Genomic DNA, 13064 nt, shown 5'->3' on the forward strand with positions numbered 1-13064 from the left:
CGAATGAACAATACTTCTACCGGTTTTAAAGCGAGTTACAAATGCCTCATTGCACTATTGCTGTGCAGTATTTTTATACCCGCCGTTTTCGCCCAATCTGTTAATGTACCAAAGGGCAAGCAGTTTACCATGAAAGTAACTACGGGGCTTTATGGCGGCGGCCTGGAAGATGCTTCGGAAGCATATCTTTTCAAATCATTAGGGAAAAACAGCAGCGGCGAGGCCGAGTTTGAAGTGAAGCTGATTGGGGCGGCTAATTCGGGCGTGGTTTATTATGTAGAGAAAAGAAAGGCTAAGGAAGTACCGGTTGAATATTTAAATACCAGCCGTTTGCGCAAATCTGCACTCGGTGGTAATGCCTTGTATTATATGGCTTTGCTAAATAAACCTGTAATTGTTGCTATTAACGGCAAAAACGAAGTTACAAAAGTAAGCGGAGCGGTTGAGGCGCTTAAAGAGCAGTTTACCAAATGGCAGGTAGAGCCCGACCTTACAGCTTGGGATATGGGTAAAGTAGCTAACTATAAACAAACCATACAACACCTGTTTTTGCAACTGCCCGATAAGCGCATCAGCTATGATTCGGGTTGGGAAAACCCAAAGTTAAATGCCAGTTATAAAGTTATAGGTATAAAAGGCGCCCTGCTCGAAATCACTGCTGTGCCTGTAAAAGCCGGGGAGCTTAACGCGCACGAAGGCAGCTATAGCTATAACGAAGTTTTCGGCCTGATTGAAAAGCAACAAACTAAAACTATCAGGGTGTTAAAAAGTGATGAAACTTCGTTCATTGGCGAAACATATAAGCAGGAGATTGAATACAGCGCCGCCGAGCCTGTTTTAGATACCGCCTGGATAAACATGGCCGCTATGATGAGTCAATCGAGCAATGTGTTTAACACAGCCGGCGAAGTAGATGGCAAAAAGCTGCTCCCCTATATCAAACAAAATAATGCCCGGTTCAAAGACGATCCGTACTACGAACTGGCCAAGCTACGATTGGTAGGGAAAATTAAAGGCGGTAACGGCAACGATAGTTTGCTGCTGCGAATCCCCAATCACCTGATAGCCAACTCTACCTCGCACATGTTTAACAAGCTTGGCCGGGTGTTGCATGTCTCTGCTGATTCGGCTTATGCTTTAAGCAAGTATTTTTATAACTCTTATTCGTTTACCGATTGGGTAAATAACAGTTACGCGCAAGAGCTGAAAGATGACGGCCGGAATGCCAATGTTGCCGCGTTATTAGACCTGTACCACACTGCGAAGGAACCGCTCATCCGTAAAAAAACAGAGGGCTTGTACCTGTGGGTTACGGCCAGGCAACAGCAAGATGATTTGAAGGTGTTAAAAAACACATCAGCAGCCTTTAAGCAAATGAGTGTAGCCGATATGAACCTTAGTTACGGCGGGCGTTATGCTTTAATGGTTTATAAAATGCTGCACGATGCAAAACAAAGTCGCGAAGCCAATAGCCTGTTACAAAATACCATTCATAAATTGGCGCAGGCCACCGCCGATACCCTGAACGTTGACCGCTACCAGGCGCAAAATATGCTGGCTTATGCTTATTACCTGCAATATGAAGATGCAAAAACGGCCGATTCGGTAAAGGCGTTGAGCTACTTGTCGCTTGCGGCTAAATACTCGCCTGCAAACAACAGGGAAAAAGCGCACGAAAGCTTTTATGACAGGGTGTTCCTCGAATCGAAAGAAAGTTACCGGCAGGAATTTATAGAGAAGCTTTTCAACAGCGGTAACCAGCAGCAGGCGCTTGAGATCTTCGCGGCGCACATCAGTTCGGAACCGCAGAATATTGATGAAATGCAAAAGGTATATGCCGAGCATTTTCCCGATAAAAAGTTTAAGGATTTTTTTGTGAACAGTATTATGCCGGGCTGGCAAACCGCTCCTGCTTTTAAACTGAAAGGAATTGATGGTAAAGAGCGCTCATTAAGCGACTATAAAAACAAATGGCTGGTGCTCGATTTTTGGGGAACCTGGTGCGGGCCATGCCGCGCCGAAATGCCGCACGTGAACGAGTTTAATGATCAGGTAGTAAAAGGCGAATACCCGGGGATTGATTTTATGAGCATCGCCTGCTACGATACCGAAATTAAGGTGAAAACATTTTTGGCTGATAATAAATATGGCATACCCGTGCTGATGTCTGATAATAAAGTGGAGCAACTTTACAAACCCGATGGGTATCCTGCCAAGATACTGATATCGCCGGATGGCCGCATGTTGCCTGTAAAGTTTGGCGCCGACTGGCTGGGCATCATTAAAAAGTTTAGTGCGCTATATGCAGCCAACTAATATGATAATAACATGAAATATAAAACTCTGAATATATTACCATAAACATACTATGAAAAAAATCACAACCTTATTATTATCACTATTCATCGGCTCAGCGGGCGTTTACGCCCAGCAACCGACGACAGTTAAAGGCCAGCGGTTTGAAATTACCACACGCACCGTTAGCAGGGCCGAAAACAAGGTAGACAATGAAAATATATACCAGTTTCGTCTGCTATCAAAACAGGGTGGCAACAGTATATACGAGTGTAAGCTGGTTAAAGTAAAAATGCGGGAGAACGGCCAGGGTTCGTATGGCGCGAGCATTATCCTGAATACCGACAGTATCCGTAAAATGACCTATAACACTTCGGGGATATTTATGCCTTTGGCTATTTTACAGCAGCCTTTAAAGGTAACTATTGCCGCCAACGGTAAGCTGGTAAGTATTGAAGGTGTTACCGAAGCCATCAATAAAGCCGCTGCCGCCTGGGGTTTAGGTGACGAGATGAAACAGCAATTGCTGAATAATAGCGCGGGGGGCTACCCGGCTAATGAAATAAGGCCGCTGTTTTTACAGCTTCCCGATAAAAAGATAGGATACGGCGTGGCGTGGAAAACTACCGACCCGGTTTGGAATTATAAGGTAACCGGTATTAAAGGGGCCTTGCTCAGCGTATCATCATCAAACGAAATAGAGGATGGTAAAACCATTGCAGGCATAAACGGCAATTACACCTACAATGATGTAACCGGTTTAATTGAGCAGGGCGAAGTGATCAGCAAGTATACCGTAAACCCCGATGCTCCCAAGCCGATCAATATAGATGCCGTTTTTACCCAAAACGTACGTTACAATGTGAACGAGTATAAGCTGGATACCGCCTGGCTTAATATGGCCATTGTTACCAGTTTTTGGAGCAACGGGCTCAAAAAAGGCGCGGAGTATGATTCGGCCAAAGTATACGGATATTTTAAAGCGCACGACGCCTTGTATAAAAATGATCCTTACTACAGGCTTACAAAAATTGGTTTGATACAGCAGTTCCGGTCAGATAAGGCATACCAGGCTTACGACAGTATGCTGGTTGAAACGCCTACCCATTTTCTTAGAGGCAGCAGCAGCCACCTGCATAACAAAATTGGCAGTGTGCTTAACTTGGGTGCTGATTCATCATACGAGGTAAGTAAGTATATGTACAAAGACGAATCTTTTGATAACTGGATACAGCACTCATTCGCACAGGATTTTCTTGATAGGGATGTGCCTATCGCAAATGACGAAGGTTACCGCAAAGCCATGCTGGAGCGTGGCTGGAAAAATGAGGATATTACCAAATTACTTAACAAGTTAAGCCGTCAGTTGGCCAACGCTAATGACCTGATCAAACTGTTCCATACTTCTAAAATTCCGGAGATCCGTCAAAAAACAGAAGCCCTGTACCTTTGGGTGAATGCCAAACAACAAAAGAAAGACCCGGCGGTATTGGTAAAAACTGCCAACGAATTTAAAAAAATGAGCGACCTGTATCTTAAACAAGGGAACGGCAACCGCTACGCGCTCATTGTTTATAATATGCTGATAGATGCCAAAAAGCCAAAAGAGGCAGAAGCCCTGTTGGCTAAAACAATAGCATCACTGGAAAAATTCACAGCAGATACATTTAATTTCAATCGTTTTGCCGATAAGAATATGCTGGCCTACGCTTATTACAGGCAATACCAGGCCGCCAAACCTGCCGATTCGGTAAAGGCTTTGCAATACCTGTCTAAAGCGGCACAGTATTCACCTAAAAACAATAAGGAAAAAGCGTACAGTAGCTTTTATGATCGTGTATTTCTGGCGGATGCAAAAGAAACCTACCGGGAAGTGTTTATGGAGAAACTATTCAAAAATGATAATACCACCGAGGCGCTGAATATTTTTGTCGACCATATTAATGTTAACCCCGAGCAGATAGATGAGATGGAGAAGATCTACCACACTTATTTCCCGAAAGAAAACTTTAAGAAATTTTTTGCTGATAAGATTGTAACGAATTGGGAGGTTGCCCCGTCATTTATATTAAAGGGACTGGATGGCAAAGACCATAACCTGGCCGATTACAAAAACAAATGGCTGGTGCTTGATTTTTGGGGAACCTGGTGCGGTCCGTGCCGTGCCGAAATGCCGCGGTTAAATGAGTTTAACAAGGAGATTGCCGCAGGCAAACATAATGGTATCGCCTTTTTAAGCATCGCTTGTAATGATAGCGAAGACAAGGTAAAATCGTATATTGATTTTAATAAATTTGAGATACCGGTAGTAATGTCAGATGCCGAAGTGCAAAAGCAATACAAAATACGCGGGTATCCTTCAAAAATACTGGTATCGCCCGATGGTAAAATGCTCTCCGTAAATTTCGGTGCCGAATGGGATACAGTGGTAACTAAATTTAACCAACTATATACAGCAGCAAACTGATCATGAAAAAACTATTGTTTACCACCTTTATTATTTGCCTGGCAACAAGGGCTTTTTGCCAGCAAGCCGAAACCGACGCGGTTAAGGCAACCATCAACACCATGTTTGATGCCATGCGCAAGGGCGACAGCGTTATGCTGAACAAAACCTTTCATAAAAGTATGGTGCTGCAAAGTGTGGCTAATAAAAAGGATGGCACAGTAGCATTGATCACCGAAAAGCCTGAAGAATTTGCCAAGGCTGTAGGTACGCCGCACAAAGAGGTTTGGGACGAACGCATTACTTACGGCGCTATAAAGATTGACGGCGCCCTCGCCAGTGTTTGGACACCGTATAAGTTTTACGTCGACGATAAATTCAGCCACTGCGGTGTTAACTTTTTCCAGCTGATGAAAACCGAAACCGGCTGGAAGATCATCTACATAGTAGATACCCGTCGCAAGGATAATTGTCCGGAGTAATTAGAAATGTTAAAGAAATGCCGGTTTGTTCAACAAATCGGCATTTCTTTTTTACAACTCGCCCAGTTTACCCAAAGCATAAAACAAAGCGGTGCAATGTAATGCCTGCGCTATTTTGTTTTCGGCGAGGAGTTGCTTTACTTCGGCGATGGTATGTTCGGTTACTATCAGTTCTTCGTGTTCATCCAAATCCTGATCCTGAACCTTTTTGCCGCCTTTGGCCAGGTAGCAATAAGTTTTGTTATTGGCTGTAGATGGATTGGCGTATATGGTAGCCAATAGTTCGATGTCGTCAAACTGGTAGCCGGTTTCTTCTAATAGTTCGCGGCGCATGGCGGGTAATGGTTCTTCGCCATCATCGATAACGCCGCCCGGTATCTCTTGCGATACAATGGCCGCCGCGTGGCGATATTGGGTAACCATCAGTATCTTGCCTTCTTCGGTAATGGCCACGGCGTTCACCCAGTCGGGATATTCGAGTACGTAGTATTGTTCAACAATGCGGCCGTCGGGCATTTCGCATTTATCGCTTCGCAGGGTAGCCCAGGGGCCTTTGTGCAGGTATTCGGAATGGAGTACTTTCCACTTAAGATCGTTCATAGTTATTTGTGATAAACCTTTGTATGGTTTGCCGGGTTGTTATATTTTCAAAAGAATCGTAATGGTGCTGCTGTTCCAGTATATCAAAAATGATCAGCACCTTTTTCAGTAAAAGCAATGTATCGTCGTCAACTTGAAGCGGTTGGGCAAACACGTAAAGCATTTGCGCCAGGGCGTTCAACTTTTCGGCGCTATAGCTTGCCTGTTGCATGGTAACTGTAAAATCTGCCTCGTTTAAATTAAGCAAATTTTCTAATTCGGCGTTGTACTCCTGCTGTAAAATTTCGTTGAACTGCTGCTCGTAGGCTTCATTATCGCCATCGGCCTTTAGGCCCAGCAGCTTCGCCAAAAGCAGGGCCATTTTGCGGGCTTCGTTAAACAGGTAATCGCGCTGGTACATAAAGGTGATAAATATTGGTTTTACCAGCTACCGCTTGATCCGCCACCGCCAAAACTGCCGCCGCCAAATCCGCCGAAACCACCACCGCCTGAACTGCCGCCACCACCGGAGAAACCTCCCCAGTCGCCGCCGCTGCTACGACCACCACCGCCCAGCATGTTGCCGGCCAAAAACCACCAAAACGGACTGGCACCACCACGGCGACCAATGATCTGTCTGCCGCCACCGCCGCCGCCACGCTTGCTGAATACTACCACCAGTATTACTACAACAATGATGGCTATAAAACCTATCGGGGCAGCGTTGCCTTTATTTTTCTTAACCTTTTTCTCGGCTTTGTATTCGCCTTTGGTGTACTTAATGATGTCATCAACAGCGGCGTTCAGTCCCCCGTAATAATCGCCTTCGCGAAAGCGTGGGTTCATATCATTCTCGCGGATCTGTTGGGTAACAATATCGGGTAATGCGCCTTCAACACCGTAGCCGGTTTGTATGGTCAGCTTGCGGTCTTCCAGCGCGGCCAGTATCAGCACGCCGTTGTTTTTATCTTTTTGGCCTATGCCCCATTTACGGCCAAGTTGCAAGGCGTACTCGCCAATATCATAATCGCCAACCGAACGCATCAGCACAATGGCTATCTGGGTTGAGGAGCTATCGTTAAATGCAACCAGCTTACTTTCCAGCTTTTGCCTTTCCTCGCCCGATAGCGTATTGGTGTAATCGCTTACCAGTGTGTTCGGTTTTTCCGGAAACTGCTGGGCAAAAGCGATGTATCCGCTTAACAGGAGGCCAAGTAATACTATATATCTTTTAAACATCTTTACTATTGGGTTAGTTGCCGTTCATTTCGGCTATATCATCAGGCAACTCGTTGGTATCGCCATTTTGATACGGAAAATATTTTTGCAGTTGCTGCCCGGCCATGGTGATACCGGTAATAATACCCTCGGCCAGGTTGCCATATTTAAACTGACCCAGCATTTGAGTTTTGGTTTCATCCCAAAAGTTTTCGGGTACTACCTTATTTATGCCTGCATCGCCAATAATGGCAAACTTACGATCAACCGTAGCCAGGTAAATAAGCACCCCGTTGCGCAGCTTGGTTTTATCCATACCTAACTGGTAAAAATATTTGGCGGCGCGGTCGAGCACTTCGTCGCTGCATTTTTTTTCGAGGCAAATCCGAATCTCGCCCGAGGTAAATTTCTCAGCGGCCTCAATAGCCAGCCTTATGCGCGACTGCTCGTCTTCGTTAAATATGTTCATGGTTGTTGTGATTGCACCGATTTTGGGGTGATTTCACTGATCTTGAGCTGCATCAATACCTAATCGGTGCAATCGCTCCAAGAATCAGTGAAATCCAAAGCAATTAAAATTTAACTTCCGGGGCTTTATCTGCACCTGCTTCGGCAGTGAAATAGCCTTTAGCGCTAAACCCGAACATTTTGGCAGTAAGGTTAGCAGGGAACGAGCGAATCTTGCTGTTATAATCCTGCACGGCCTGGTTAAAATCTAAACGGGCTACGTTGATACGGTTTTCGGTACCTTCCAACTGAGTTTGTAGTCCCTTAAAGTTTTCGGTGGCTTTCAATTCCGGATAGTTTTCGGTGATGCTTAGTAATTTGCCTAATGCGGAGCCTAACTGACCTTGTGCTTCCTGATATTGTTTGATTGATTCAGGGGTTAGCTTAGTTGGGTCAACCTGCACTGATGTTGCTTTGGCGCGGGCCTCAACAACGGCAGTTAATGTGCCTTTTTCAAAGTTTGCTGCACCTTTAACGGTGTTCACCAAGTTTCCTATGAGGTCGACACGGCGTTGGTACTGGCTTTGTACGGCACCCCATTTGCCTTTTACATTTTCGTCAAGTTTAACCATGCTGTTGTAGCTGCATGAGCTTAATGATGCTGCCGCTACGATTATTAATATGGCTGATAGTAACTTTTTCATTTGTAGTATAGGTTTAATTTACGTGAATTTACAATTTAGATATCAAAACGCATACCGTTGTTACAACTATAGTTTACTAATGACAGATTGACAAAGTATTTTACACGATTTAGCAAATAATTTACACCTAAGCGCGTAATTTTTCCGTTATTTATTCCTTATTAAAACTGACAGCATTTAATTAATGAAAAAAACGCTTACCACCTTCTTGATCTCGCTCAGTTTAGGCGCTGTAGCCCAAAACAAGGTAAAAGAAAACTTAGTGCAGTATGTTAATCCTATTATAGGTACCCAGCGTATGGGGCATACTTACCCGGGTGCCACAGTGCCATTTGGTATGGTACAACTAAGCCCTGAAACCGATACCGCCAGCTATGAGCTTAACGGAAAATATAATCCTGATGTTTATAAATATTGCGCAGGTTACCAGTACGATGATAAAACCATTGTAGGTTTTAGCCATACACATTTCAGCGGTACAGGTCACTCTGACCTGGGCGACTTTTTAATAATGCCTACTGTGGGCACGTTAAAACTGAACCCCGGTACAGCAGATAAACCGGGCAGCGGTTATCGTTCGGCCTTTTCGCATCAAAATGAAGTATCGCAGGCCAACTACTACAAGGTAAAGCTTGACGAAAGCAACATTACTGCCGAAATGACCACTACCACGCGTGTTGGTTTCCACCAGTATACCTTCCCTAAAAGCGATAAGTCACACATCATACTTGATCTGATGGCCGGAATCTACAACTATCCCGACAAACCGGTTTGGACATATATTAAAGTAATTAACGATAGCCTTATTGTAGGTTACCGCCAAACCAATGGCTGGGCACGTACCCGTACGCTGTACTTCGCTATGGCGTTTTCAAAACCGTTTAAGGAGCACGGTTTCCGCAAGTACGAAAAAAGACAAGTGTACGGCGGTTTCTGGGGTAAATTCAATCAAACCAAAAACTTCCCCGAAATTGCCGGCAAGCAAATAAGGGCTTACTTTGATTTTGATACCCAGGAAGGCGAAAAAGTGAAGATCAAATTCGCGCTTTCTCCTGTAAGCATGGACGGCGCTTTAAACAACATGAAAGCTGAAGCACCAGGCTGGGACTTTGAAAAAGTGAAGAACGACGGACAGCAGCAATGGGAAAAAGAGCTAAGCAAAATTACCATTGAGGGCAGCAAAGAAACCAAGCTGAATTTCTATACCTCAATGTACCACACCATGATCAACCCTACCATTTATATGGATGTTGACGGACAGTACAAAGGGCTTGACCAAAACGTACACAAGGCCGATGGCTTTGTAAACTATACCACTTTTTCGTTGTGGGATACTTACCGTGCGCTGCACCCGCTGTTTAACATTATACAGCCAACCCGCAATGCCGACATGGTAAAATCAATGATGGCGCATTTCGACCAAAGCCCCGAGCACATGCTGCCGGTATGGTCAAACTCGGCTAACGAAAACTGGTGTATGAGCGGTTACCACAGCGTAGCGGTAATTGCCGACGCGGTAGTTAAAGGCAACGCGCCGTTTGATGCCAACAAAGCTTTAGAGGCTTGCGTAACCACTGCACGCAAACGCGATTACGAAGGTATTGGAGAGTATATCGACAGAAGCTATATCCCTGATGAAAGATCGGGCGTATCGGTATCATCAACACTGGAGTATGCTTATGATGACTGGGCGATAGCGCAAATGGCCAAAAAATTAGGCAAGAACGATATTTACGAGGAGTTTATAAAACGTTCGCAGAACTACAAAAATGTGTACGATGCCAAGATAGGCTTTATGCGCCCGCGCAAGGCTGATGGTACATTCCGTGGCGAGTTCGATCCGCTGTCTACGCACAATGCCGGCTTTATTGAAGGTAACTCATGGAACTATACCCTGTTTGCTCCGCAAGATCCTAAAGGATTAATTGAGCTGATGGGCGGCGAAAAACGCTTTTTGCCTTACCTTGATTCGTTATTTACCATGCACCTGGCTGATAAATATTTTGCCGAAACAGAAGACATAACCCGTGATGGTATCATAGGTAACTATGTACACGGTAACGAGCCATCGCACCACGTTGCATACCTGTACAACTGGACAAGCAAGCCATGGAAAACACAGGAAAGAGTACGTATGATTTTACCGCTGATGTACAAACCAACTCCTGATGGTTTGGGTGGTAATGATGATACCGGCCAAATGAGTGCCTGGTATATATTTACCTCGCTGGGTTTTTACCCTGTAGCTCCGGGTAGCGATCAGTTTTCAATTGGCAGCCCGGCAGTAAACGGCGCGGTTATCAATCTGGAAAATGGTAAACAGTTTAATATCACTGTTAAAAACCAAAGCGCTAAAAACGTATATGTTCAAAAAATAGAGCTTAATGGTAAACCGCTTAACGGTTTGTCAATTGCTAATGCCGATATTATGAATGGTGGCAATATCACCTTTTATATGAGCAGCAAGCATAAATAATATTCAATTTTAACCGGAGCATCGCGCTCCTGATGGCCTTTCTTAAGTCTTTTACCCTTTCGGGGATGAAGATTTAAGAGGGGCTTTTTTATTACCCGGCCATGCAGTGCTGCTCGCGGATGTTCATTTTCATTATTTTATCTTTCAGTATACCACGGGCACGGTGTAAGGTGGTGCGTGATAACAATTCCGTCATACCTAAAGTGCTGCCTATCTCCTGGTGTGAGTAACCTTCAATAGCGTACATGCTAAAAACTGAACGGTAGGTAGCCGGTAGCTCTTGTATCATGTTCATCAGCTCATTAGCCTCTAAACGGTTGCCATTGCTGCTTCTGCTTAATTGGTAAGTGTTATCAGCGCTAAAATCTTCTACCAAAACCATTGGTTTTAATTTGCGGTATCTTGATATAGCGGCGTGTACCATTATGCGGCGTACCCAGCCTTCAAGGCTGCCTTCGCCACGATAGTTTTGCATGTTTTTAAATAATTTGATAAAGCCTTCCTGTAATATATCTTGTGCTTCATCTTTATCTTTCGCGTAGCGCATGCATACGGCCATCATTTTTGGCGCTAATATTTTGTATAGTAATTCTTGTTGTTTGCGTTCGTTGTTAAGGCATCCTTCCCAAACTTGATTTAAACGATTTTCTACAGTTGTCATTGTGATTGTGATTTGATACCCCTATGCCAAAATTGATACCCGTAATTTAAGATATTGATAATCAGGTAAATAAATTTAAGAGGTGTGCCAATACTGTTCGATACCGAACGTTCATTGTGCACGGGCGGACGGTTTATGTGCGCCGAAATAGTTAACTTTGCACCATCCGGGATAAAAACCCGGCACAGCAAAATGATAAAAGACGTAGAAATTGTATGCCAGCCCGGGCAGCAGGAAGATGAAACCATTGTTAAGGACTTAGCCGCAGCCGCGCTAAAAGTTCCGGCCAAAAGAATATCTGGAGTTAAAACCATCAAGCGCTCTATCGACGCGCGGGGCCGAAAGGTAGTATACCGTATGCAGGTAAGGGCTTTTATTGATGAACCCTACCAGGCCGATCATTACATTATAAAATACCCTGATGTTAGTAATGCCAAACAGGTGATCATAGTCGGCGCTGGTCCGGCAGGGTTGTTTGCCGCTTTGCAGTGCATCGAACTGGGATTAAAACCTGTAATTATAGAACGCGGTAAGGATGTTAAACAACGCCGCCGCGATTTGGCCAATATTAACAAGGAAGGTTTAGTAAACCCTGAATCGAACTATTGCTTTGGTGAGGGTGGCGCAGGTACCTATTCTGATGGTAAGCTATACACCCGCTCAACCAAGCGGGGCGATGTTAACCAGGTATTGAAAGTATTTGTGGCGCATGGTGCTACCGACGATATTTTGGTAGATGCCCGCCCGCATATAGGTACCAATAAGCTGCCGCAGATCATCACCGCCATGCGCGAAACTATTTTGAATGCAGGCGGCGAAGTGCTTTTTGATAAAAAGGTAACATCCCTGCTGGTGAGCTTTGATACGATAAACGGTGTTGAGCTCGCATCGGGCGAGAAAATGATGGCCAATGCGGTTATCCTGGCTACGGGCCATTCGGCCCGTGATGTATTTGAGATGCTGCACCGGCAGAATATCTTGATAGAAGCCAAGCCATTTGCTTTGGGGGTACGGATAGAGCATCCGCAGGAAATAATTGACCGCGCCCAATACCATTGCGAGTTCCGCGGGCCCGATCTCCCTCCATCCTATTACAGTTTGGTAGAACAGGTGGATAGCCGTGGCGTATTCTCCTTTTGTATGTGCCCCGGTGGTATTATTGCCCCCTGTGCAACTGATGCCGATGAGATTGTGGTGAATGGTTGGAGTCCATCAAAACGGAATAACCCTTACGCTAACTCGGGGACGGTGGTGCAAATCAACTTTGAAGATGTAAAGGGCGATATTAACGATCCTTTCCGGATGCTGCGTTTTCAGCAACAGGTAGAGCAGGCGGCTTTCAGGGCAGGAGGCGGCAATTTGGTTGCTCCCGCGCAACGGATGGTCGATTTTGTAGAGGGAAGATTATCAATCGATCTGCCCGAAAACTCATACCTGCCAGGTACAAAAAGCATCCAACTGAACGAAGTATTGCCAAACTGGATAAGCCAACGACTGCAAAAAGCCTTGCCGGTATTTGGTAAAAAGATGAAAGGTTATTACACCAACGAAGCTATTTTAGTAGGTGTAGAATCGCGCACCTCATCGCCCGTAAAAATACCAAGAGATAAAGAAACCCTGCAGCACCCGCAAATAACAGGCTTATTCCCCTGCGGCGAAGGAGCGGGATATGCAGGCGGTATAATTTCGGCCGCTATTGATGGTATAAATTGCGCGATTGCGGCTGCGAAAGTGGTTTAAGAGGAAACCCATCTCC

General features: G+C 44.9%; 11 protein-coding genes. 5 read left to right on the forward strand and 6 right to left on the reverse strand.

Annotated features, from left to right (window positions below):
* Positions 1-3 precede the first annotated feature (3 nt).
* Genes ABD894_RS24645 through ABD894_RS24655 form a run of 3 tightly spaced genes read left to right on the forward strand, consistent with a single transcriptional unit; the run spans position 4 to position 5223 of the window.
* Complete coding sequence (locus ABD894_RS24645; protein ID WP_345213758.1) at positions 4-2316, forward strand: TlpA family protein disulfide reductase; 2313 nt, start codon at positions 4-6, stop codon at positions 2314-2316.
* 52 nt (positions 2317-2368) lie between these two features.
* The gene (locus tag ABD894_RS24650; RefSeq protein WP_345213759.1) at positions 2369-4762 is read left to right on the forward strand and encodes a DUF6263 family protein; all 2394 of its coding nucleotides are present in this window, start codon (positions 2369-2371) and stop codon (positions 4760-4762) included.
* A 2-nt stretch (positions 4763-4764) separates the two neighbouring features.
* Positions 4765-5223 carry a nuclear transport factor 2 family protein gene (locus tag ABD894_RS24655; RefSeq protein ID WP_345213760.1) on the forward strand — a complete coding sequence of 153 codons (459 nt, stop codon included), beginning with the start codon at positions 4765-4767 and terminating at the stop codon, positions 5221-5223.
* Between the two features lie 51 nt (positions 5224-5274).
* Here the strand turns inward: ABD894_RS24655 and ABD894_RS24660 are convergent, their stop codons facing one another.
* From ABD894_RS24660 to ABD894_RS24680, 5 genes are all read right to left on the reverse strand, one after another.
* Entirely contained in the window at positions 5275-5823 is a 549-nt protein-coding gene (locus tag ABD894_RS24660) for an NUDIX hydrolase (protein WP_345213761.1), read from the reverse strand.
* The gene (locus ABD894_RS24665) at positions 5810-6223 is read right to left on the reverse strand and encodes a hypothetical protein (protein WP_345213762.1); all 414 of its coding nucleotides are present in this window, start codon (positions 6221-6223) and stop codon (positions 5810-5812) included. Before ABD894_RS24665 ends, ABD894_RS24660 begins: the two co-directional genes overlap by 14 nt.
* Before the next feature lie 20 nt (positions 6224-6243).
* Complete coding sequence (locus ABD894_RS24670; protein ID WP_345213763.1) at positions 6244-7041, reverse strand: TPM domain-containing protein; 798 nt, start codon at positions 7039-7041, stop codon at positions 6244-6246.
* Between the two features lie 13 nt (positions 7042-7054).
* Complete coding sequence (locus tag ABD894_RS24675) at positions 7055-7489, reverse strand: TPM domain-containing protein (RefSeq protein WP_345213764.1); 435 nt, start codon at positions 7487-7489, stop codon at positions 7055-7057.
* 103 nt (positions 7490-7592) lie between these two features.
* On the reverse strand, positions 7593-8171 hold the full coding sequence (locus ABD894_RS24680) for a LemA family protein (RefSeq protein WP_345213765.1): 579 nt from the start codon (positions 8169-8171) through the stop codon (positions 7593-7595).
* 184 nt (positions 8172-8355) lie between these two features.
* Here ABD894_RS24680 and ABD894_RS24685 point away from each other — a divergent pair, with 184 nt between their 5' ends.
* The gene (locus ABD894_RS24685; RefSeq protein ID WP_345213766.1) at positions 8356-10647 is read left to right on the forward strand and encodes a GH92 family glycosyl hydrolase; all 2292 of its coding nucleotides are present in this window, start codon (positions 8356-8358) and stop codon (positions 10645-10647) included.
* Between the two features lie 91 nt (positions 10648-10738).
* On the opposite strand, the gene ABD894_RS24690 is transcribed toward ABD894_RS24685, so the two are convergent.
* Entirely contained in the window at positions 10739-11308 is a 570-nt protein-coding gene (locus ABD894_RS24690; protein WP_345213767.1) for an RNA polymerase sigma factor, read from the reverse strand.
* 192 nt (positions 11309-11500) lie between these two features.
* Here ABD894_RS24690 and ABD894_RS24695 point away from each other — a divergent pair, with 192 nt between their 5' ends.
* Positions 11501-13048: an NAD(P)/FAD-dependent oxidoreductase gene (locus ABD894_RS24695; protein ID WP_345213789.1), complete on the forward strand. Its 1548-nt coding sequence runs from the start codon at positions 11501-11503 to the stop codon at positions 13046-13048.
* The last annotated feature ends 16 nt before the right edge of the window (positions 13049-13064 follow it).

The organism is Mucilaginibacter gynuensis (assembly GCF_039541195.1).
GTDB classification, from domain to species: domain Bacteria; phylum Bacteroidota; class Bacteroidia; order Sphingobacteriales; family Sphingobacteriaceae; genus Mucilaginibacter; species Mucilaginibacter gynuensis.